General features: G+C 51.2%; 18 protein-coding genes and 5 tRNA genes. 10 read left to right on the forward strand and 13 right to left on the reverse strand.

Features of this window, described 5'->3' with window-relative positions; all coding sequences use genetic code 11:
* Window positions 1-26 precede the first annotated feature (26 nt).
* The 3 genes from K0H63_RS10080 to K0H63_RS10090 all read right to left on the reverse strand — a co-directional run bounded on the left by K0H63_RS10080 (window position 27) and on the right by K0H63_RS10090 (window position 1,793).
* A tRNA-Cys gene (locus tag K0H63_RS10080) sits at window positions 27-100 on the reverse strand.
* Window positions 101-121: 21 nt separating this feature from the next.
* Window positions 122-197, reverse strand: a tRNA-Gly gene (locus K0H63_RS10085).
* Between the two features lie 156 nt (window positions 198-353).
* Entirely contained in the window at window positions 354-1,793 is a 1,440-nt protein-coding gene (locus K0H63_RS10090) for a glyceraldehyde-3-phosphate dehydrogenase (protein ID WP_011759919.1), read from the reverse strand.
* Window positions 1,794-2,087: 294 nt separating this feature from the next.
* Here K0H63_RS10090 and K0H63_RS10095 point away from each other — a divergent pair, with 294 nt between their 5' ends.
* Complete coding sequence (locus tag K0H63_RS10095; RefSeq protein ID WP_309304488.1) at window positions 2,088-2,885, forward strand: DUF2989 domain-containing protein; 798 nt, start codon at window positions 2,088-2,090, stop codon at window positions 2,883-2,885.
* A 151-nt stretch (window positions 2,886-3,036) separates the two neighbouring features.
* Window positions 3,037-4,050: a type I glyceraldehyde-3-phosphate dehydrogenase gene (gene gap, locus K0H63_RS10100; RefSeq protein ID WP_011759921.1), complete on the forward strand. Its 1,014-nt coding sequence runs from the start codon at window positions 3,037-3,039 to the stop codon at window positions 4,048-4,050.
* A 410-nt stretch (window positions 4,051-4,460) separates the two neighbouring features.
* On the opposite strand, the gene K0H63_RS10105 is transcribed toward gap, so the two are convergent.
* Genes K0H63_RS10105 through zwf form a run of 4 tightly spaced genes read right to left on the reverse strand, consistent with a single transcriptional unit; the run spans window position 4,461 to window position 9,144 of the window.
* Window positions 4,461-5,105, reverse strand: a complete 645-nt coding sequence (locus K0H63_RS10105) for a bifunctional 4-hydroxy-2-oxoglutarate aldolase/2-dehydro-3-deoxy-phosphogluconate aldolase (RefSeq protein ID WP_220064573.1) — start codon at window positions 5,103-5,105, stop codon at window positions 4,461-4,463.
* A 19-nt stretch (window positions 5,106-5,124) separates the two neighbouring features.
* Window positions 5,125-6,951: a phosphogluconate dehydratase gene (gene edd / locus K0H63_RS10110; RefSeq protein ID WP_220064574.1), complete on the reverse strand. Its 1,827-nt coding sequence runs from the start codon at window positions 6,949-6,951 to the stop codon at window positions 5,125-5,127.
* A gap of 11 nt (window positions 6,952-6,962) precedes the next feature.
* A complete protein-coding gene (gene pgl, locus K0H63_RS10115; RefSeq protein ID WP_220067879.1) occupies window positions 6,963-7,661 on the reverse strand; it encodes a 6-phosphogluconolactonase in 699 nt (232 codons plus the stop codon).
* Window positions 7,662-7,671: 10 nt separating this feature from the next.
* Window positions 7,672-9,144: a glucose-6-phosphate dehydrogenase gene (zwf, locus tag K0H63_RS10120; protein WP_011759925.1), complete on the reverse strand. Its 1,473-nt coding sequence runs from the start codon at window positions 9,142-9,144 to the stop codon at window positions 7,672-7,674.
* Window positions 9,145-9,456: 312 nt separating this feature from the next.
* On the opposite strand from zwf, the gene K0H63_RS10125 reads away from it, so the two are divergent.
* Window positions 9,457-10,311, forward strand: a complete 855-nt coding sequence (locus tag K0H63_RS10125) for a MurR/RpiR family transcriptional regulator (RefSeq protein ID WP_011759926.1) — start codon at window positions 9,457-9,459, stop codon at window positions 10,309-10,311.
* Between the two features lie 186 nt (window positions 10,312-10,497).
* Window positions 10,498-11,937: a pyruvate kinase gene (gene pyk, locus K0H63_RS10130; protein ID WP_220064575.1), complete on the forward strand. Its 1,440-nt coding sequence runs from the start codon at window positions 10,498-10,500 to the stop codon at window positions 11,935-11,937.
* Window positions 11,938-12,165: 228 nt separating this feature from the next.
* Here pyk and K0H63_RS10135 read toward each other — a convergent pair whose 3' ends face one another.
* Together K0H63_RS10135 and psrA are read right to left on the reverse strand one after the other, a co-directional pair.
* Entirely contained in the window at window positions 12,166-14,445 is a 2,280-nt protein-coding gene (locus K0H63_RS10135) for an acyl-CoA dehydrogenase (RefSeq protein WP_220064576.1), read from the reverse strand.
* Between the two features lie 14 nt (window positions 14,446-14,459).
* A complete protein-coding gene (gene psrA / locus K0H63_RS10140; protein WP_220064577.1) occupies window positions 14,460-15,101 on the reverse strand; it encodes a TetR family transcriptional repressor PsrA in 642 nt (213 codons plus the stop codon).
* Between the two features lie 176 nt (window positions 15,102-15,277).
* On the opposite strand from psrA, the gene K0H63_RS10145 reads away from it, so the two are divergent.
* A complete protein-coding gene (locus K0H63_RS10145) occupies window positions 15,278-17,170 on the forward strand; it encodes a M2 family metallopeptidase (RefSeq protein WP_220064578.1) in 1,893 nt (630 codons plus the stop codon).
* A gap of 193 nt (window positions 17,171-17,363) precedes the next feature.
* Here the strand turns inward: K0H63_RS10145 and K0H63_RS10150 are convergent, their stop codons facing one another.
* Complete coding sequence (locus tag K0H63_RS10150) at window positions 17,364-17,951, reverse strand: Smr/MutS family protein (RefSeq protein ID WP_220064579.1); 588 nt, start codon at window positions 17,949-17,951, stop codon at window positions 17,364-17,366.
* Between the two features lie 111 nt (window positions 17,952-18,062).
* Between K0H63_RS10150 and K0H63_RS10155 the strand changes: the two genes are divergently transcribed.
* Together K0H63_RS10155 and K0H63_RS10160 are read left to right on the forward strand one after the other, a co-directional pair.
* Window positions 18,063-18,626 (forward strand): YybH family protein, encoded by a 564-nt coding sequence (locus K0H63_RS10155; protein WP_220064580.1) that lies wholly within the window; start codon window positions 18,063-18,065, stop codon window positions 18,624-18,626.
* Between the two features lie 30 nt (window positions 18,627-18,656).
* Entirely contained in the window at window positions 18,657-19,118 is a 462-nt protein-coding gene (locus tag K0H63_RS10160) for a YchJ family protein (protein ID WP_220064581.1), read from the forward strand.
* Between the two features lie 51 nt (window positions 19,119-19,169).
* Here K0H63_RS10160 and K0H63_RS10165 read toward each other — a convergent pair whose 3' ends face one another.
* The 3 genes from K0H63_RS10165 to K0H63_RS10175 all read right to left on the reverse strand — a co-directional run bounded on the left by K0H63_RS10165 (window position 19,170) and on the right by K0H63_RS10175 (window position 22,377).
* The gene (locus tag K0H63_RS10165; RefSeq protein WP_220064582.1) at window positions 19,170-21,347 is read right to left on the reverse strand and encodes a putative bifunctional diguanylate cyclase/phosphodiesterase; all 2,178 of its coding nucleotides are present in this window, start codon (window positions 21,345-21,347) and stop codon (window positions 19,170-19,172) included.
* Window positions 21,348-21,482: 135 nt separating this feature from the next.
* Window positions 21,483-21,770, reverse strand: coding sequence for a DUF406 family protein (locus tag K0H63_RS10170; protein ID WP_220064583.1), 288 nt, complete (start codon window positions 21,768-21,770; stop codon window positions 21,483-21,485).
* 94 nt (window positions 21,771-21,864) lie between these two features.
* Window positions 21,865-22,377 (reverse strand): VC2046/SO_2500 family protein, encoded by a 513-nt coding sequence (locus K0H63_RS10175; RefSeq protein ID WP_220064584.1) that lies wholly within the window; start codon window positions 22,375-22,377, stop codon window positions 21,865-21,867.
* A gap of 125 nt (window positions 22,378-22,502) precedes the next feature.
* Between K0H63_RS10175 and K0H63_RS10180 the strand changes: the two genes are divergently transcribed.
* The 3 genes from K0H63_RS10180 to K0H63_RS10190 all read left to right on the forward strand — a co-directional run bounded on the left by K0H63_RS10180 (window position 22,503) and on the right by K0H63_RS10190 (window position 22,823).
* Window positions 22,503-22,587, forward strand: a tRNA-Tyr gene (locus K0H63_RS10180).
* A gap of 39 nt (window positions 22,588-22,626) precedes the next feature.
* Window positions 22,627-22,711: transfer RNA gene (locus tag K0H63_RS10185), tRNA-Tyr, on the forward strand.
* A 27-nt stretch (window positions 22,712-22,738) separates the two neighbouring features.
* Window positions 22,739-22,823, forward strand: a tRNA-Tyr gene (locus tag K0H63_RS10190).
* The last annotated feature ends 48 nt before the right edge of the window (window positions 22,824-22,871 follow it).

Raw genomic sequence — 22,871 nt, forward strand, 5'->3', positions numbered from 1 at the left:
AAAAAGAGGTTTTTGGAGATTAAAAGTGGAGGCGCGACCCGGAGTCGAACCGAGATCGACGGATTTGCAATCCGCAGCATAGCCATTCTGCCATCGCGCCTAAACTGGTCCCTTGAGAAGCTGGAGCGACATATCGGGTTCGAACCGATGACCTATACCTTGGCAAGGTATCGCTCTACCAACTGAGCTAATGTCGCGTCTCTTGGGGTGACGGTGTTCCCGTCAGCGAGTTGCATTCTACCTTTTTACCCCTCTCAGTCAATGGCTTTTTTACTATTGGAAGTCCGTATGCTGCATTATTGTGCGAACCATAAAAAAGCCCGGCATTGCCGGGCTTTTACTGCGCTTTGTCGTTATTCAGACAGCGGCAGAGACTGGTGATTCAGACCAAGCATTTTCTGCATCACGCCCACTACCTGGCAGCTATAACCGAACTCGTTGTCATACCAAACGTACAGGATGGCGCGCTTACCATCGGCGATAGTGGCCTGAGAGTCCACTACACCGGCGTAACGAGAACCCACCAGGTCACTGGACACAATTTCAGTGGAGTTGGTGAAGTCAATCTGGTTTTGCAGTGGTGAATGCAACGCGACGTCCAGCAAATAGTCATTGATATCGTCTTTGCTGGTTTCGCTGTTAAGGTTCAGGCTCAGAATAGCCATGGACACGTTTGGCGTCGGAACACGGATAGCGTTACCGGTCAAGCGACCAGCCAGAACAGGCAGCGCCTTGGCAACGGCCTTGGCAGCGCCGGTTTCAGTGATAACCATGTTCAGCGGTGCGCTGCGACCACGGCGATCGGCCTTATGGTAGTTATCGATAAGATTCTGGTCGTTGGTGTACGAGTGGATGGTTTCCACATGACCGTTTTCAATACCGTACTTGTCGTTGATGGCCTTGAGCACCGGGGTGATGGCATTGGTGGTGCAAGATGCGGCAGAAACGATAGTGTCTTCATCGAGAATATCGTTATCATTCACACCGAATACGATGTTCTTGATGTTGCCTTTGGCGGGTGCCGTGAGCAGAACCTTGGCAGCACCGGGGCTCTTCAGGTGCAGACCCAGACCAGCTTCGTCTTTCCACACGCCAGTGTTATCAACAACCAACGCATCTTTAATACCGTACTTGGTATAATCCACTTCTTCCGGGCCATTGGCATAGATGATTTGGATGTAGGTACCGTTGGCAATCAAGGCGTTGTTTTCTTCATCGATTTCAACAGAGCCGTTGAAAGGACCATGAACTGAATCACGGCGCAGCAGGCTGGCGCGCTTCTCAAGGTCGCCGGCACGGCCACCACGGATAACGATGGCACGCAGACGCAGTTTGTTGCTGCGGCCTGTACGTTCAATCAGCAGACGGGCCAACAGGCGGCCGATGCGACCGAAACCGTAAAGAACCACATCTCTTGGTTCTACTTCGTCAGCGTGGTCAATGGCGCTGGCAAGTTCAGAGGCCATATAGGCTTCGATTTCGCTGGCGTCGCTGTGGTTACGCCAGTAATTGACGGCGAGTTTGCCGATATCAACTTTACACTGCTTCACTGCCAGCTTGCTCAGCACCTCAATAAAGGGGAAGCTTTCACGCAGACGCAGTTTATCACCCACGTGGCGACGCACCAGACGGTGAGCCTTGATGATATCAATGGTAGAGGCGTTCAGCAGAGGCTTGCCATAGACAACAACTTCTACACCTTGGTTGCGATACAGTTTACCCAGCAGAGGTTGCATAGCCTCGGCCAGTTCAAATCTTTCTTGCCAGCTTTGCAGGTGTTTATCAGCACTCATGTACAGGTCCTTTATCTCACTTTTCTATATTTATTTACAGAAAGGTTTGAGTAACAAACAGAAACGACCATAATCAGTTTTATCCGGGACCCAGGTCCCATTTCAGGTCGGCGCTATTGTAATGAAACTTCCACCGCCTTGCCAGAAAGATATTTTCGCTAAGTTTGTAATTTTATTAGAGAAAGCACAGTGAAAAGTCATAAACAGCGACCTTTTTTTGTAATGTTTACATCATTTGCATTTGTTACCGGTGCTTTTGCGCTTTTTGGCTGTGATAATGACCGAAACTCAGACATGATCTGTAAAAATAATCCTGAACTTTGCGAAGATTTGCATAAAGACAGTTGGTGCCGATATGAGAAAGGAGACCTTATTCGGCAGCGTTTCGTCCTGAAAACCACCCCAAACCCCACAGGTAAACAAATCTACGACCAGCTCAGATTTCTTGAGGTGTATTCAAAATGCATTGAGTTGGCCTCTGGGGTACAACACAAAGTTAACGTTCAGCGCACCAATGACAGATTACGCGCCTTTGGTATCAGCGTGCAGAACCTGGAGGAATTACAGGAATCGACCAAGGGCAGCCAAGACCCCTACCTCGCTTACTACCACTGGTCCCGACTCGACGACGCGAAAAGTCTTGCCGTGCTCATTAAAGCCGAAAAAGATGGGCAGATTTCTGATCCGGAGCTTTTATCCAAGCTGGCGATTTACTACCTGAAGACTGACGCCGCCAGAGCCAAAAAGCTGTACCTTGATGTGCTGGGCATGGTCGATTCAGACCATCTTGACCCGGACTGGTTACTTGGGCTTGCCACCGCCTCACGTACCCTCGGCGACTTAGACGGCAGTTACCTTTATTCCAGGGCCAACATAGTGCTGACCAAACAGAGCGTCAATGAAGCGCAAATGCTGGCGTTGTTGACAGGCGATAAGACCAAGGCAGCCATGCTGGATAGCGAGGCTGAGCAATTGGCCAAGGCGGTGAGCTCAGGAAACTTTGCCGGCAGTGCGATTGAGAAACGCCTGAGGGCCGAGACAGACACAGAACGGGCAAAAATCGAGCCAGTCGCCCCTTCTGCACAAGATTAGTGGTCTTGATTTTTCAAAAAGCGAGACCAATGTAAAAATATAACGATTCTTGAGGTGAAAAACGGGTTAAAACTGGGATTTAACTTGACGAAATCGAACAATTTGGTAATTTTACTACCAGATATCGTTTATAATCACTGAGGGATATGAAATGACTATCCGCGTAGCAATTAACGGCTATGGCCGTATCGGTCGCAATGTACTGCGTGCACTGTACGAAAGCGACAAAGATTACCCAATCGAAATCGTTGCCATCAACGATCTCGGCGACGCTTCTATCAACGCTCACCTGACTAAATACGACTCTGTACACGGTCGTTTCAACGCCAAAGTTGAAAACGATGCAGAAGCCATTTACGTCAACGGCGACAAAATCCTCACCTTCTCCGAGCGTGACCCTGCCAAGCTGCCATGGGCCGATCTCAAGGTTGACGTGGTGTTTGAATGTACCGGTATCTTCACTTCCAAAGAAGCCGTACAGCCACACCTGAATGCTGGTGCCAAGAAAGTCATTATCTCTGCCCCCGGCAAGAACGTGGACGCCACCGTGGTATACGGTGTGAACCAGCAGGTCTTGACCAGTGACATGACTGTTATCTCAAACGCGTCATGTACTACCAACTGCCTGGCACCTTTTGCCAAGCCGCTTAACGATGCCATCGGTATTGAGTCAGGCCTGATGACCACCATCCATGCCTACACCAACGATCAGCGTCTGTCTGATGTGTATCACAGCGACCTGCGCCGCGCCCGTGCTGCTGCCATGTCCATGATCCCGACCAAGACAGGTGCTGCGGCAGCTGTCGGCCTGGTAGTTCCTGAACTGCAAGGCAAGTTCGACGGTCTTGCAGTACGCGTGCCAACCGTTAACGTGTCTCTGGTTGACCTGTCATTCATTGCTTCGCGCGACACCACTGTAGCGGAAGTAAATGACATCATCGAAAAAGCCCTGGCGGCCGATGAAGTACTCAGCCAGGTTTTGGCGGTGAATAAAGAGCCGCTGGTATCTATCGACTTCAACCACAACGCCTACTCTTCCAACTTTGATGCAACCCAAACCCGCGTAAGTGGTCGTCTGGTGAAAGTGATGGCTTGGTACGACAACGAGTGGGGCTTCAGCAACCGTATGCTGGACAACGCCGTTGCACTGATGAACGCCAAATAAGACGCTCTGGTAATAAAAAAGGCCCTTAGGGGCCTTTTTTGTTTTTAGCCCTAAACCACCTTCTTCAGAAGGTGGTTTATTTACTGTCTGCTATCCGTAAACTCATCGATTAGCCTGTTATCGACGTTTTCAGAATATCTTGATGCATGTAACGCCGTCAGCCGTAAAGCCTCCGACAATTTATTCCATGGAGGCCTAAATGATGCCTTGCTGAAGGTGGGCCTAGCGTGCACTCAGGCAACTTATGACCTTGAAGGAGGCAAATTTCACGATGTTATGGGTCACCTGCTTCCCCTTCCCTATCCGCATTGTACATTCTGGTGCAGTCATCGTTTTTAAGTTACAGGCGCCCTATTGGCAGATAAAAAAAGCCCCGCAAAAGCGAGGCTTTTTTATTGGAGTGGCTTACCTTAGTTAAGGCCGGCCAGCGCTTCTTTACACAGGCTGGTGATCCGCCCCCAGTCCCCTGCTTCCATCGCATCAGTGGGGGCAATCCAGCTGCCACCGATACAATCCACGTTGTTCAATGCCAGATAGTCGCGGTAGCTTGACGGCGTGATACCGCCGGTTGGGCAGAAGCGAATGTCGGCCAGCGGTCCCTGGAAAGCTTTGAGAGCATTAACGCCACCTGAGGCTTCAGCCGGGAAAAACTTAAAGTGGCGATACCCAAGGGCCATCCCGGCCATCACTTCAGAAATGCTGGCAACACCAGGAATAAGCGGCACAGTGCCCTGCATGGCAGTTTTCAGCAGTTCGGGATACGCACCCGGGGTAATGATAAACTGCGCGCCGGCTTCAACGGCCTGGCGAAGTTGCTCTTCGTTTAGTATGGTTCCTGCACCCACGAGGGCTTCTGGCACTTCAGCAGCGATTTTACTGATAGCTTCCAGTGCACAGGACGTGCGCAGCGTCACTTCGAGCACACTTATACCACCGGCTACCAGTGCTTTCGCAAGCGGTACCGCATGCTCCAGCTTATTGATCACCATGACAGGCACAATCGGACTGCGCTTAAAAATATCTTGTGGTTGTAAAGACCAGTTATTCTCAGACATCGGTTGTATCCTTTCAGGCTCAATAAAGTTCATCGATTGCTTCGGTGCAGCGGGCACCGGTTTCGGGACTGCTGAGATTTTGTCTGAGCGCGCCGAAAAGTTCCCTGCCCATGCCGAAACGGGACTTTCTTAATTCCACCGGTGCGGCAGTGCGGCTTTCAAGCTCAGGCGCCGATACCAGCAAGGACAGTTCACCGGTAATGGCATTGATACGGATAAGGTCGCCGTCCTGAACTTTGGCGATAAGGCCTCCATCCAGGGCTTCTGGCGTGAGGTGGATTGCCGCAGGCACTTTACCTGATGCGCCGGACATACGGCCATCGGTCATCAGCGCAACCTTAAAGCCTCGGTCCTGCAAGGTACCCAGGATTGGTGTTAGTTTGTGCAGCTCAGGCATGCCATTGGCTTTAGGCCCCTGGCCTTTAACCACCACCACGCAATCTCTATCGAGCTCACCGGCTTTAAAGAGCGCGTCCAGTTTGTTCTGGTCATCAATCACCACAGCTGGGGCTTCAACGATACGATGCTGCTCCTGTACTGCCGAGACCTTGATAACGGCACGACCAAGGTTGCCTTTCATCAGTTTAAGGCCGCCATTTGATTGGAATGGCTCTGCTACACCACGCAGTACCTCTTGGTCCAGACTGGTAACAGGACCATCAACCCAGGTGAGCTGACCAGCTATCAGTCTGGGCTCCTGGGTGTAACGGCGCAGGCCGAAGCCCGCCACTGTATTGACATCATCGTGGATAAGACCTGCATCCAGCAGTTCTTTCATCAGGAATGCCATACCGCCTGCCGCATGGAAGTGATTGATATCCGCATGGCCATTGGGATAGACCCGTGCCAGCAGAGGTACGGCATCGGATAGCTCGGAGAAATCATCCCAGTTGATGATGATACCGGCGGCTCTGGCCGCTGCCACTATGTGCATGGTTAGGTTGGTGGAACCACCCGTGGCAAGCAGTGCAACTATGCCGTTAACCACGGATTTTTCATTGACTATCTCACCTATGGGTGAATACTGCAGCCCGTTTTCAGTCAGGCGACACACCTGCTTGGCGGCCATTTTGCTGAGCTCGGTGCGCAGCGGGTCGTCCGGGTTAACAAAGGACGAGCCAGGCAATTGCAGCCCCATCACCTCAAGCACCAGCTGATTGGAGTTGGCGGTACCATAGAAGGTACAGGTACCGGCGCTGTGATAAGAGCTTGCCTCGGCTTCGAGCAGGGCTTCACGATCGACCTTGCCTTCAGCGAATTTTTGCCGCACACGGGCCTTTTCTTTATTGGGAATGCCTGAGCGCATGGGCCCCGCAGGAACAAACAGCATTGGCAGGTGGCCAAAACTCATTGCACCAATCAGCAATCCGGGCACGATTTTGTCACACACCCCAAGCAGCAGCGCACCATCAAACATGTTGTGGGATAAGCCTACGGCGGTAGCCATGGCAATCACCTCACGGGACAGCAGCGACAGCTCCATCCCGGGTTGGCCCTGAGTTACTCCGTCACACATGGCAGGAACGCCACCGGCCACCTGGGCAACACTGCCCACTTCATTACAGGCGGCTTTAAGCAGCTCCGGATAATGTTCATAAGGCTGATGGGCAGACAACATGTCGTTAAACGCAGTCACAATGCCAATGTTGACCTTGTTGAGTTGGCGCAGAGACTGTTTATCTTCTGCACCACAGGCGGCGAAACCATGTGCCAGGTTACCGCAACTCAATGCGGAGCGATGAACCTTGGCACTACGGGCTTCCTGCAGCGCGGCCAGATAAGCACTGCGACTTTCTTTACTGCGTTCGATGATCCTGTCGGTCACCGATTTGACTACGGGGTGCATAACTTGCCTCCTTAAGCGCTCCAATACACGTCGACCGGGGTTTTGTGTTGACCCAATACCACTCGAATTGGCATCGCTTTAATATCGTCGCTTTCGAGCGCCTGACGGTAGACGCTGAGCTTTTGTTCACCCACCAGATGCAAATAGATTTGGCGGCTGTTGAGAATTGCTTTTTTGGTCAGAGTTATCCGCTCATGGGGAGCCGTTGCTGGTATCACAGCTTCACACATAGCGTCACTATCAAGTGCCCGCATCAGGTCCTCAGAGCAAGGGAACCAGGAACAGGTGTGTCCATCGTTACCCATCCCCAATACAACCACATCGAACGGGCGTGGCACGTTAGCCAGATGTTCAGACGTCATGGCTGCGCCCTCTTCTGCGCTGGCAAACATATTCTTGAGACCGCGAAATTTGGCTGATGCGGCACGGTTTTGCAGCAAATTTTCACGGACCAGACGCTCGTTGGAGTCCTTATGCTCATTGTCGACCCAGCGCTCATCTGCGAGCGTGACAAAAACTTCGTTCCAGTCGATGGCTTTAAGGGACAAGGCCTTGAACAGTTTGAGCGGCGTAGAGCCGCCACTCACCACCAGACTCGCCTTGCCACGGGCATCCACGGCATCCTGCAGTTGGCGCGCGATGCGGTCTGCCAACTGAGTTTCCAACGAATCTGTGTTATCAAATGATTTAAATACAGCTTCTTTGAGCACCTTGGCCTCCTTATTCATCCCAGGAACGCCCGTCTTTGGTAATGAGTGCTACCGAGGCCACGGGTCCCCAGGTACCGGCAGGATAGGCTTTGGGTCTTTCGTTACCCGCTTCCCATGCCTGAATGATGCCATCAACCCAGGTCCAGGCCTGCTCAACTTCGTCGCGGCGAACGAACAGCGCCTGGTTACCGAGCATGGCTTCAAGCAACAGACGCTCGTATGCATCGGCAATGCGCTCGTTTTTAAAGGTGTCAGAGAAGCTGAGATCCAGTTTGGTGGTTTGCAGACGGGTCTTTTGTTCAAGGCCCGGCACCTTGTTCATCATCTGAATTTCCACACCTTCATGTGGTTGCAGACGAATGGTCAATTTGTTCGGTGGCAGATTGCGGTAACTGGAGCGATACAGGTTGTGCGGTGGGTTTTTAAAATGCACCACAATTTCTGAACTCTTGAACGGCATACGTTTGCCACTGCGAAGATAGAATGGCACACCGGCCCAGCGCCAGTTGTCGATATCCACACGCAAGGCTACAAAGGTCTCGGTATTGGAATTAACGTTCGCGCCTTCTTCCTCAAGGTACCCCGGCACTGGGCTGCCTTTCAGGAAGCCCGCAGAGTATTGGCCACGCACTGTGTTTTCGTTGACGTTATCCATGTTGATTGGGCGCAGTGACTTAAGCACCTTTACCTTTTCATCACGGATAGAATCGGCATCCAGGTTTACCGGTGGGTCCATGGCAACCAGTGTGAGCACCTGTAACAGGTGGTTTTGGATCATGTCCCGCATCTGGCCGGCTTTGTCAAAATAGCCCCAGCGACCTTCAATACCCACTTCTTCTGCAACTGTAATCTGCACATGATCGATTGTGCGGTTATCCCATTTGGACGCGAAGAGTGAGTTTGCAAAACGCAGTGCAATCAGGTTTTGTACCGTTTCTTTACCCAGATAATGGTCGATGCGATAAACCTGGTTCTCATTGAAGTATTGAGATACCTGGTTATTGATAACGCGGGAAGATTCGAGATCGGAACCGATGGGCTTTTCAAGGACAACGCGGGTATCGGGGAAAATCAGGTTTTGTTCGTGCAGACAGCGGCAAATATCACCGAAAATAGCAGGAGGAGTGGCAAAGTAGTTCACCATGACCCGCTTTTCAGGTTCAAGCAGCTCATGGAAGGCGCTGTAACCTTCTGACTCGGTGAAGTTGGTACCGACATAATGGCAACGGCTGACGAATCTTTCGATGGTCGTTTCGCAGAGGGGATCTTTAACGAAGGTGGTCAGTGCTGTCTTAACCAGCTCGCGAAATTCTTCAGTAGAGAATGCATCTTTGGCAACACCGATGATCTTGGTGTCGTTGTGAAGCAGTGTTGCCTTATCCAATTGGTATAAAGAGGGAAGCAGTTTGCGCCTCGCCAAGTCACCTTTGGTACCGAAAAGGACAAAATCACAAGCCTTTGCCCCTGATGTTGTATTGCCCATTGCTGCAAGCTCTCCTTTGTAATCGGCTTCGCCGTATGCTGGACGGCCAGAAGCCCTTTTGTTGTAATATAACAACAGAATCTGATTTATGCATCCATATTTTGCAAAATCGTCTACACCGTCTTACTAGGCAGTGAAACATGAATTCTGTTATTATTTTTGTGCTTAAATTACTGTTGGCAGTAATAAGTTGGTGTGAAATCACCGCGAAAACTGTAAGCGGCAAACCACTTTGTGATCCAGGCAGCAAATTGAAACGCTGTGATCAGAAAATAAAAAAATAACACCTTCATCAATAGCGGACGTACGCGTATGAATACCCTAGAAAAGGTCCAGAAAAGTCTAAACCAATTCAGCAAGTCAGAACGCAAAGTTGCCGAAGTGATTCTGGCCTCTCCCCAAACAGCGATTCACTCAAGTATCGCTACCCTGGCCAAAATGGCCGATGTGAGTGAGCCTACGGTCAACCGTTTCTGCCGTCGCCTTGATACCAAGGGCTTTCCTGATTTTAAGTTACATCTGGCGCAAAGTCTTGCCAACGGCACACCCTATGTCAGCAGACACGTGGAAGAGGATGACTCGCCCGAGTCTTACACCACTAAAATCTTCGAATCTTCAATGGCTTCCCTTGATACTGCTCGTCAAAGCCTCGATATGCAGGCCATCAATAAAGCAGTAGATATTCTGACACAGGCCAAAACCATTTCGTTCTTCGGCCTCGGCGCGTCGGCTGCTGTGGCCCACGATGCCCAAAACAAATTTTTCCGTTTCAATGTACCTGTCATTTGTTTCGATGATGTGTTGATGCAGCGCATGAGTTGCATCAACAGTAACGAAGGTGACGTGGTAGTGCTTATCTCCCACACCGGACGCACCAAGTCACTGATTGATATAGCAAGACTTGCTCGCGAGAATGGTGCTGCTGTGATAGGCATTACCGCCAGAAACTCACCCCTATCAGTTGAGTGTACTTTGTCGGTCACCATGGAAGTGCCGGAAGATACCGATATGTACCTGCCAATGGCTTCACGCCTTGCACAATTGGTCGTAATTGATGTGCTCGCGACTGGATTTACCTTAAGACGCGGTCCAAGATTCAGGGACAGCCTGAAGCGCGTAAAAGAAGCATTGAAAGAATCCCGGATCAATAAAGACCCGATCCTGTAAGTTGATTCCAACCCAAATTTGGTGGTCAGACACAGCGCTGGCTACCATTTACCCGCCTAAAACCGGCGGTTTCTCACAAAAATAAAAAGCTTGAGATAGATCATTTTGTTTGTAACTTTCCTACATAATGCGCCAATGTCTGTTAATATAGTCTTCAGATTAACTTGAAACTTAACGGAGTAACTCATGTTCCGCAGAACCAAAATCGTTACTACCCTTGGCCCAGCCACAGACCGTGACGATAACCTGCGCCGCATCATCGCGGCTGGTGCTAACGTAGTCAGACTTAACTTTTCCCATGGTTCACCAGAAGATCATCTCGAGCGCGCAACTCGTACCCGTGCCATCGCCAAAGAGCTCGGCGTGCATGTTGCTATCCTCGGCGACCTTCAGGGTCCAAAAATCCGTGTATCCACCTTCAAAGACAACCGTAAAGTACAGTTGGCCTTAGGTCAGGAATTTATCCTGGATGCGGAATTGGCCAAGGGCGAAGGTGATGAAACCCAGGTAGGTATCGACTATAAAGAGCTGCCGGATGACGTTAGCATCGGCGATATCCTGATGCTTGATGACGGTCGTGTTCAACTTAAAGTTGAGCGCGTTGAAGGTCGCAAGGTATTTACCACTGTGACTGTTGCCGGTCCATTGTCCAACAACAAAGGCATCAACAAGAAAGGTGGTGGCTTGTCTGCCGCGGCTCTGACCGAAAAAGACAAAGCCGATATCATCACTGCAGCCCGCATTAACGTTGATTACCTTGCTGTGTCCTTCCCTCGCAGCGGTGCGGACCTCAACTATGCCCGTGATCTGGCCAAAGCGGCCGGTTCCAACGCCATGATTGTTGCCAAGGTTGAACGTGCCGAGGCCGTTGCCTCTGAAGAAGCCATGGATGATGTGATCCTGGCATCCGACGCCGTGATGGTTGCCCGTGGTGACCTGGGCGTGGAAATCGGTGATGCTGCATTGGTAGCCGTGCAGAAGAAGCTTATCAGCCGTTCCCGTCAGCTGAACCGCGTGGTTATCACTGCGACTCAAATGATGGAGTCGATGATCACCAGCCCAATGCCAACCCGCGCCGAAGTGATGGACGTGGCCAACGCTGTGCTCGATGGTACTGATGCGGTGATGCTGTCTGCTGAAACCGCCGCCGGTGACTTCCCCGAAGAAACCGTTCGCGCCATGGCCAACGTGTGTGTGGGCGCAGAATCTCACCCCAGCGTCAAAGTGTCCAAGCACCGCATGGATGAGCGTTTTACATCGGTTGAAGAAACCATCGCGCTTTCAACCATGTACGCGGCTAACCACCTGGATGGCGTGAAAGCCATTATCGCCCTGACGGAGTCAGGTGCAACTGCACAGCTGATGAGCCGTATCAGTTCATCTTTGCCCATCATCGCGCTGTCACGTCATTCAACCACTCTGGCTAAGATGGCTCTGTACCGTGGTGTTCAGCCCGTGTATTTCGACTCTACATCCTTCAGAGCGGATGAAGTTGCTGCCCAGGCACTGGAAGCGGTACGTGCTGCCGGGTACCTCGGCAGTGGTGACATGGTGCTGATGACCAAGGGTGATGTCATGGAAACTATCGGTGGCACCAACACCTGCAAGGTACTGATCCTGCCTTAATCGCAGCTGGTCATCTAGTCCTGATAACCCGGCTTACGCCGGGTTATTTTTTAGCTGCGATTTTTGTGGGAATTCTTTTTCCCAACTCCCATTGAACGGATGCCAACGACTATAAGGTCACAGGTCTCACCAATATAAAAGGGTACGCATTCGCGTACCCTTTTCTTCTATTCAAACCTGTTAGTCTGCTTGTTTAAGACGCAACTTTCACAGGCTTGGCTTTAGCTGTTACAAGGCACTGAACTCGTCAACGTTGATAGCGGCCAGGCGCAGTTCGTCAGCCTTCAGCACTTTGTCATGCTCTTCCTGACTGATAACGCTCTGTTCAACCGCCTGGCTGAGCAATAGCGCATTGATGCCTTTGCCTTTCAACTTGCCTTCTTTTTGAGCCGCCCGCAGTTTTTTGAATATGCTGCGACACTCGTACTGTGCCAGGAAGGCTTCTTCTACTTCGGCGATACCGCCCTTGTCGCCATCAAATGATGGACACAGGAACGTCAGACGCTCACGGGCCGGGCCGGGTTTAAGCATGGCTTCAACGACCTGAGTAGAGAGTTTGTCTGATGGACCTTTAAAGTGGTTACCAAGTGGGAACACCAATGCGCGCAGGAGCCAGCCTACCGGACGCAGCGGGAAGTTTCTCAGTGCATCTTCCAGCGCCTTTGCTGCCTTCATCAGGCGGGTCTGCATCACATAATGTACAGTGGGCAAATCATCATGTTGGCGGCCATTGTCTTCAAAAAGCTTCAGCGTCGCCGATGCCAGATAAAGCTCAGACAACACATCACCCAAACGGGCCGAGAGCATTTCACGGCGCTTCAGTTCACCACCGAGGATAAGCATCGCCATATCGGTCATAATAGCCAGCGCTGCCGATATGCGGCCCATGTGCTGATAATAACGCTTGGTATCACCACTCACAGGTGACTGGGCAAAGCGGCTGCCGGTCAGGGCTGAGAACAGACTAGAGAAGGCATTACGGGTTGCGTAACCCATGTGGCCGAGCAGCAAATCGTCAAAGCGTTCCAGAGCTGCATCTACGTCTTCCATGCCGGCGGCTTCCATCTCAGCCAGAACATAGGGATGGCAGCGTGTAGCGCCTTGTCCGAAAATCATCAGACTACGGGTGAGGATGTTGGCGCCTTCAACCGTAATAGAGATGGGGTTTGCCATATAAGCATGGCCCAGATAGTTTTTGGGTCCGAGCTGGATGCCCTTACCGGACTGAATGTCCATGGCATCGTCCATCACTGCCCTGCCCATCTCTGTCATATGGTATTTGGCAATGGCAGTCACCACCGAGGGTTTAACCTTGAGATCAATCCCCGTGGTGGTCAGACGACGGGCCGCTTCCAGCTGATAGGTGTTCCCTATGATGCGGGCCAACGCTTCCTGCACACCTTCAAAGTGACCGATGGACATACCGAACTGTTTACGCACATAGCTGTAGGCCGTAGTGGTCTTGGTAGTGACATGACCAGATGCTGTTGCCAGCGCAGGCAGCGAAATACCCCGACCTGCAGACAGACATTCAACCAGCATACGCCAGCCTTTACCTGCATACTGAGGACCACCGATTATCCAATCCAGCGGAATAAACACCTTATCACCACGGGTCGTACCGTTCATAAAGGCCATGTTCAGCGGATTGTGGCGGTTACCGATTTCAACGCCGGGATGACTGGTTGGAATAAGCGCACAGGTAATGCCGATGTGTTTTTTATCACCGAGCAGTCCATCTGGGTCTTTCATTTGGAACGCAAGACCCAACACAGTCGCAACAGGAGCCAGAGTGATATAGCGTTTGTTCCAGGTCAGTTCGACGCCAAGCACTTCCTCGCCATTGAACTCGCCGTTTTTCACCACGCCAACATCCGGGATAGCACCCGCATCAGAGCCAGCTTCAGGGCCAGTCAGGGCAAAACAGGGAATTTCTTCACCTTTGGCAAGCGCGGGCAACCAGAAATCTTTTTGCTCCTTGGTACCGTAGTGAGTCAAAAGCTCACCGGGCCCCAGTGAGTTGGGTACCATCACGGTTACCGCAGCGCTGACACTGCGACTCGCCAGTTTGGCAACGATGGTGGAGTTTGCATAGGCAGAGAAACCCTTGCCGCCGTATTTTTTCGGAATGATAAGCGCGAAGAAGCCTTCTTTCTTGAAGTAGTCCCACAGCTCCGGCGGTAAGTCTTTGCGATTATGAACGATGTCAAAGTCATCAATCATCGACAATGCGGTCATCACCTGATTGTCGAGAAACTCTTTTTCCTCGGCCGATAACGTTGGCTTGCCATAGGCGTGCAGGGCTTCCCAGTTTGGTTTGCCGCGGAACAATTCGCCTTCCCACCACACATCACCGGCTTCCATGGCTTCACGTTCTGTGTCAGAAAGCGGTGGCAACACTCGTTTAAAAAAGGCGAAAACCGGCTGAGTGATAAACTTCATCCGCAAATCTTTCACCGCAAACAGCACTATCACCGCAGCGATTATCAATAACAACAAGATGGTCATGGCAAATACTCCTGTTATGCCTTGTTGACCGGTACGGCAACGCCGGCGGCCATATAGGGAATGACTTTACGGATCACAGACTCAATATCGTTCTGCTCTTTGAAGTCGGCTTCAGCAATTTCCATCAGGGCATCGGACGATGCCATGGTGAAGACGACTGTTCCCAGGGTGAAGTGTAGACGCCAAAACATCTCTGCCGGCGGTATATGGGGTGCACTTTGGCTGACTACCTGAACAAAGCGGTCCAGATGTTCACCGTAATGGGTGGTGATAAACCAGCGCAGATGGCCCTGGCTTTCGATGTAGCCCCGGCCAAGGAGTTGCAGAAAAATTCGAGTGCCTTCGGTACGTACTTTATTAAGATCCAGAAGCGGTCTTACCAAGGCTGAAAAAATGGTTTCCAGAGAGGCGTTTTCGTTGCTTTGCACGAGTTTTGTCAGCTCTGTGGATGCCCCTGGCATAAACACGTCGAGATAACGGGCAAGCACAGCACGAATAAGCTCTTTTTTGGAGCCGAAGTGATAGTTGACCGAGGCCAGGTTCACTTCCGCCTTGCTGGTGATGAGCCTCAGGGAGGTCTCTGAAAAGCCCCGCTCTGCGAACAACTTTTCCGCGGCATCAAGAATTCGGGTTTTGGTGTCGGATCGATTCGCCATTCCGTGACCTATGATTAATTTAAAACACTCGTTTAAATTAATCACTGGTAAATGCCTTGTCAAACGAAATCTGAACACCTGTTTACATTGTCGGGAATTAAGTTTGAATTCACATAGTAATTTTTGTGTGTGCTCGTTAGACTTTTGCCGTTCGATAATAACAAGGATGCAACAAGATGACCCAAGCCAATACCCCAAATAAGGTTCACACACTGTTACGCCCAGCCAAACTCGCCTTGGGTGTAGCCCTTGCACTCGGCCTCAGCGCCTGTCAGGACGAACAGCAAACTGTTGCTGTTAATAAAGAAGCTGCTGCCGTTACTGCGGTATCCTCTACCGTATCTACCCAGGATGCCGTTGATTTTATCAATCAGGCCGAAGCAGAGCTTGCCGCGCTGTCTCTCGAGGCTAACCGTGCAGAGTGGATTTACAGTAATTTTATCACCGAAGACACTGCATCCTTATCAGCCGCGGTTAACGAAAAGGTTACCGCTACTTCGGTACGATTAGCCACTGAAGCTGCCAAATTCGCCAACGTTGAGCTAGATGCCGTGAACGCCCGTAAGCTCAATATGCTCAGAAGCGCACTGGTACTGCCCTCGCCACTCGACCCGGCCAAAAATGCGGAACTGGCCGGTATTGTCGCCCAGCTCAACGGTCTCTATGGCAAAGGCAAATACTGCTTTGCCGATGGCCGCTGCCTGACCCAGCCAGAGCTCTCTGCCCTGATGGCCGAATCCCGTGATCCTGAACTTTTGAAAGAAATCTGGGCTGGCTGGCGTGAGATTGCCAAACCCATGCGTCCGCTGTTTGAACGCGAAGTGGTACTCGCCAATGAAGGTGCCAAAGACCTGGGTTTTGCCAATTTGTCTGAGTTGTGGCGCAGCCAATACGATATGGCGCCTGATGCATTTTCCACCGAGCTGGACCGCCTTTGGGGCCAGGTAAAGCCGCTTTATGATTCGCTCCATTGTTATGTCCGTGGCGAGCTCAACGCCCAATATGGGGACGATGTGGTGCCCAAAACAGGTCCCATCCCAGCGCACCTCCTGGGTAACATGTGGGCCCAGCAATGGGGCACCATTTATCCACTCGTTGCACCAAAGGATGCTGACCCGGGCTATGACGTGACAGCCCTGCTTGCAAAACAGGGATACGATGAGCACAAGATGGTGCAGCAGGCCGAGAGCTTCTTTACGTCACTGGGTTTTGACAAGCTCCCAGACACCTTCTGGAGCCGTTCTTTGTTTGTGCAGCCCAAAGACCGTGATGTTGTCTGTCACGCCTCTGCCTGGGATCTGGATAACGAGGACGATATCCGTATCAAGATGTGTATTCAGAAAACCGCTGAAGACTTTACTGTGATCCACCACGAGCTGGGCCATAACTTCTACCAGCGTGCTTATAAGAATCAGCCTTTTATCTTTAAAAACAGCGCTAACGATGGCTTCCATGAAGCCATTGGCGATACAGTTGCCCTGTCCATCACCCCCAAGTACCTGCAGCAGATTGGTTTGCTGGACACGGTTCCCGATGCATCAAAAGACATCGGTCTGCTGTTAAAGCAAGCCCTGGACAAGGTTGCTTTCCTGCCCTTTGGTCTGATGATTGATCAATGGCGATGGAAAGTATTCAGCGGTGAAATCACACCGGCGAACTACAACCAGGCATGGTGGGATCTGCGTTTGAAGTATCAGGGTGTCATGGCGCCTGTAGAGCGCTCAGAAGCCGACTTTGACCCGGGTGCCAAATACCATGTGCCGGGCAATGTGCCTTACACCCGTTACTTCCTGGCCCATATTCTTCAATTCCAGTTCCACCGCTCCCTGTGTGACGTGGCCGGTGACAAGGGCCCGGTGCATCGCTGCTCGATATATGGCAATCAGGAAGCCGGCGCCAAGCTGAATCAAATGCTGGAAATGGGTTCGAGTAAGCCCTGGCCTGAAGCCTTAGCCGTGGTGACAGGAAAACAGGAAATGGACGCCAGCGCCGTGCTCGACTATTTTGCGCCCCTGAAAACCTGGCTCGACGAGCAAAACACCAGCGCCAATCGTCAGTGTGGTTGGTGAGACATTGAATGAGCCCTTGCTGCACCGGATTTCTCTGTATCCTTAAGGTGCTTAAGCACCGGGGATGAAAGTCAGCAGGCCCGTTTATTGGTTAATATAAAAAGCCCGGTAGATACCGGGCTTTTTATTCGTACTATATCGTTGTGAACCTGATTTTCTTACGCCATGGTTTCCCTGCTTAAAGACTGGTGACTCATCGGCGGGCCCCTTTACGATTGGTCTCCCGACTGTGCACCTTTGCTGCATCTGACTTACGCAGCATGACATACAGGGCACCTGCGCCCCCTTCCTCTTTTATCGCAGAGTGATAGGCACTGACATCATCAAGACGGCTAAGCCAGGTGCAAAGGGCTGACTTCATCAATGCTTCAAATGGCTGATTGCCCGACCCTTTTCCCGGTATAAGCAACAGATTCCGATCACCTCTAAAGAGGGCGGAATCAATCAAGCCAAGCAGCAGCGCTCTTGCTTCTTTCAGCTTTAAACCACGGAAGTCGTGCCGGACTTTCGCTTCATAGCGGCCCAGTCGAAGTTGCTTTAATACTGCCTCCTGCACCCCTTCACGGCTGAAACTAACGACCTCATCCCCTCTTACCCGCGTCAGTTCAGCGGGATAGATGGGTAACAGATCAAGTCGTTCGTCGCTGTCGGCGGCGTCCCGACGCATTTTCGCCGCCTCATCGTCACAGGTACTCTGCAAAAAATGGTGTCTGTCAGCCTCTTTAAGCGGCGTCACATCGGCCATTTCTGCCATGAATAAATCCAGTTCTTCACGCTGCACGCTGCTATCCTCTAACGCTGGAAGTAACACACTTTGTAAAGATATGCCGCTTGGGTTACGGCCTCTCATACATTATATTTGCCCCATAATAGCGTCATTTAAGTAAAACAGATGAGAATTTTTCCGATATTGGTGAGCCTGATGCTCTCGTTTGCTGTTTTGGCAAACAACGCCCCGCAAACGACTGACGACATTGCCATCAATAAAACCTATGACCTCTTTTCTGAGGCCTTCGATAAGCTGAATGCCACCCTGATAGGCAAGGCATACACCGAGAGTGCCTGCTATATTCCAGAGCGTCACGATAAAGAAATTATTCGTGGACGCGATGCCATTGTGTCTGTTTATGAAAAGTTTTTCGGAAAAATCCGCAGTAAAAATGCCCGAATCGAAGTGGATTTCCGGGTGATAGACCGCAGTCGCGCCGGCGATTCGGTAACGGATGTTGGTTATTACCTTATTCGCTTCCACCCGGCCAGTGACACCGGCGAACCAGTCAGTGAATACGCAGGCAAGTTTGTCACTGTGTCCAGAAAGCAAGCCGATGGCGACTGGTTACTCTCCATTGATTCCAGCAACCGCTCCGAGCCCAGGTTTTATTACCAGACACAGCCCGTGGGCGAACTCTATTTCGGGCAAAGGTTCAGCTCACCCGATGTTGCAAAGAAACCCTGACGTCTGACCTGAGTGCTGAGTAGTAAAATTATGTCGACTCCCTGCCCTTGCGGCCTTGGAAGCTATCACAGCTGCTGTGAACCTTTCCACTGCGGCAAGAAACACGCCCCAACGCCAGAAGCCTTGATGAGGTCTCGCTACAGCGCCTTCGTGCTTAACATGTGGGGCTATTTGATTGCAACCCATCACCCGGGCCACCTTCATGGGCTGACCGAATCCATACTGGCCGAAGGCCCACAGCCGCAGTGGCGAGGTCTCACGGTACACGACAGCCATAGCGATACTCAGAGCGGCGAGGTGTTTTTCACCGCCTGGTACCTGGAAGCCGGCAAGTTGGATGGCATATGTGAGCGTTCATTATTCGTTTTCGAGGAAGGCCAATGGTTTTACACCAAAGGCAAGCAGTATGCACCTAAGCTTCCCGGCAGAAATGATACCTGTGTATGTGGCAGCGGTAAAAAGCTCAAACACTGTTGTTTGAAAAGCCAGTAGCAATAGACATTAAAAAAGCGCCCATGGGCGCTTTTTTAATGCACTGCTTTTTTAATGCACTGTAATGAGCCGGTCCTGGCCAATAAACTTCGAGAACTCCGCTTCACGCAACGCAGGGCTATAGAGGAAGCCCTGTGCCTGATGGCAAAGGTTGGCCGCCAAAAACGCCTCTTGTTCCGGGGTTTCCACCCCTTCTGCGGTCAGCGACAGATTCAAGGCCTTGGCCATGGCAATAATGGCGCTCACAATCTCCTGACTTTCCCGGCTGATGGTGAGATCGGAGATAAACGAGCGGTCGATTTTAATCTTGCTGATGGGAAACTGTTTTAAATACCGCATCGAGCTGTAACCGGTACCAAAGTCATCGATAGCTAGCCCCACACCGAGTTCAGCGAGCTCCTGGCACAGGTTGGTGGCATAACGTATATCTTCCATCAACTCAGTTTCTGTGATCTCCAAAATCAGTGTCTTGGGCTTGAGGCGATAGCGAGTCAACAATTGCCATACCTGTTCATAGAGATTACCGCTGAAAAACTGCCTGGCGGACACGTTCACGTGCATGGAAATATCCAGGTTGTGATGCTGCCATAAGTTCAGCTGCCGGCACGCCGCTTCCAGCACCCAGCTGCCGATAGCGGTTATCAGGCCCGATTGCTCGGCGATATCAATAAACGCCCCGGGATAAAGCACCCCTTTTTTAGGGTGGTGCCAGCGGATAAGCGCCTCTGCGCCCGTGTAGCGATCGTTTTGCAGATCGCGCAGCGGCTGATAATAGAGCTCAAATTGCCGGCCTCGAATGGCCGAATGCAAATCACGCTCTATCTGAGCATCGTCTTTAAAGGCACTGAGCAGGGTGTTATTGAATATTTGAATGGCAGCGCCCTGCTTCTTCTTGGCGTATTGCACGGCAATGTCGGCACAGGTCAATGGCGCTATCAGATTACTCACAGAGGCAATATCGACAATGGCCAGCGCCGGTTTGGGGTCAACCTGCTCCCGGCCTATCTGTACCGGCGCCGAAAGATGTTGGTACAGGCGATTGCTGATAAATTCGACTTCGGCACTGAGTTTTTCTCCGAGAAGCAAAATTGCAAATTCATCACTACCAACCCGGGCAATCTCGGTGGCCTTATTGATGTCAGAGAAGTGCCTCAGGCGCCGCGCAATCTCCATGAGCAGTGCATCGCCCTGCTCATGACCATAGGTATCGTTAAAGCGTTTAAAACCTACCAAATCAACCAGTAGCAATTGGCCCTGCTGAGTCCGGTCGAGTACCCGGTTGAAATGGAGACGGTTATAGAGCCCGGTTAACGAACATCGCCACGCAAGGCGCTCGAGCTCCTGTTGGTAGTTGTGCTGCTCGGAGTTATCTTCACAGGTGACCAGCACATAATAGTTACCACGCTCAGTAACAAACTGACTTGCCTGGTAATTCAACCAGTAGTCGCGACCATCGTAACGCTTGAGCTTTACCTCGCCCTTGGCACTGAGACCGCGAAACACCCGTCCGAGCACTTCTTCTGCGAGCCGTGGGTGCTGCGTGAAAAAATCCAATTGCCGTAAAGAGCGACCTATAACCTTTTCCCGAGGCACACCTGTGATGTCTCCATGAGCCTTATTGACGTATTCGACGGTTTCGGTGTGCAGGTTAATGAGCATAAACACCTGCTCAGACTGCTCCACTGCGCTCTTAAACAGCGACAGTTTTTCTTCTTTGTCGTAGGTGTTGCGGGTTGCCAGCGCCAAGGCCAGCTGATCGGCCACCTGGCTTGCGATATGAAGCTCGCTGTCGCTCCAGCGCGCGCCTATGCTGCGCTCAAGACTCAATACGCCTTCGATGTGACCGTTTATCCGGATAGCCACTTCGAGGGCCGAATGGACACCATTGGGAGTAAAGTAGCTGGACGCCAACTCAACGAGTCTTTGGTCATTCGCCACATCAAAAGCATCGATATGGCGCCGGCTTTCGAGTTCTTTCAAATAGAGTGGGCAATCGCTGATTTGAGCAGGACGCCTTGCACAGGGTTCCAGTCGGTGCTTACCGAAGTGTGCAACCTGATATTGGCTGGACAGCTGTGCATCAAACGCCCACACGCTGGCGTCACAAAGCCCCAGTGTTTGACACAGGAGTTCGGTCGCCAGTTCGGCGGTTTTTTCGAAGTCACCTTGCTGCTTGGCAGCAGAGTGAACTATTTGATCGACCAGAAATTGATATTTACGCCTTTTCACTCAGTTCCCTAAATCCCAGGGTGCGGGAAATGACGGACGTCTGTGCGCCCTTTTCTAAATTATTGTTATTTTTTATTGGTTTTCGACTGTACATCAGCTGATTAGTTTGTAGCAACAGCCGTTACAATTAATTTTTTACAGCCCTTGCTCCAATTGAAAAATCATTTTTTCTGCAGCCACATCAAAGGTAATTCTGAGACGTACACCTACCTCAGTACTGTCTATCTGCACGGTAACATTGGCGAACCGTTTTACCGCCAAATCACATAGGTGTTGGGCTTTGGCATCTGCACCATCACCTGAAAACTCCAGGGTCAGTTCTGTATCTTCTGCTGCTATAACAGCACCAATATCGACAAAGCTGCCGCAGTCGGTGCAGGTATCTTTAACGCTGGCGGCTTGATTCGCTTCGATGGCTTTCATAACGCTAAACTCCTTTATGAAGACGTATTCGGGTTAAATTGGTGCAACTACCGCAAATTATAGGCAAATTTGCAAAATCAAACCCTGTCTTGCATCAAACCATGGCCATCAGATTTCGGTTGTCTGCGTGCTCCATCAGTTTTCCGAGTGCACGCTGCGCTTCGAGAATATCGTTAAAGTGTTGGTGAGTAGGTATGGTCGGCCGTGCGTCAGAATAGAAACGACGCTGCACTGTAGGTGCGCAGTTATTCAAGGCAATTAACATATCAGCAGGAAGGTCGCCTCGGATGACAACAGGCTCAGGCAAGAGTGCCTGGCTTAAATGAAACGCCTTTTTACCGAATGTTCTGAATACGCCACTGTTATCCATGCAGTCCTCAGCACCGGGTTTGGCGATCAGGGTCTGCTTGGGGGGCAGCTCGAAATGTTTGTGCAGCTTCTGCTCAACCGATTCATCGGTGGATAACCAAAACTCTGCAAAATCACGGGCATCCTGGGACAACATTGCCAATATCAAGCCAAAATCGCCCCTGCGCCCCTCTTCAACGGCACGGGCAAGACGGTCACCTACTTGGCTTTCATTGACTAAACCAGCAGCAATCTGCATAAAAAAACATCACAAAAACAGGTCGTTGTCATTTAATCGACCAATCGGCGCCTAACTTTAGCCTTTTTTGCAAATTTAGCCTTTACATGACTATCGATTCTGCTTACTATGGCCGCCGCTGATGAGGAGGGGTTCCCGAGTGGCCAAAGGGATCAGACTGTAAATCTGACGGCTCCGCCTTCGAAGGTTCGAATCCTTCTCCCTCCACCACTTCAGCAACGCAAGAAAAATGTAAAGCAAGAAACTCGTGGAGGGGTTCCCGAGTGGCCAAAGGGATCAGACTGTAAATCTGACGGCTCCGCCTTCGAAGGTTCGAATCCTTCTCCCTCCACCACTTGTTTCTTTCACTTTACGCCATGATGGAGGGGTTCCCGAGTGGCCAAAGGGATCAGACTGTAAATCTGACGGCTCCGCCTTCGAAGGTTCGAATCCTTCTCCCTCCACCATCTTGTCTGCTTTGGTCGGCAGAATCTATTGTAATTCACCTCGCTTTT

It is taken from the genome of Shewanella zhangzhouensis, from assembly GCF_019457615.1.
Taxonomy (GTDB): domain Bacteria; phylum Pseudomonadota; class Gammaproteobacteria; order Enterobacterales; family Shewanellaceae; genus Shewanella; species Shewanella zhangzhouensis.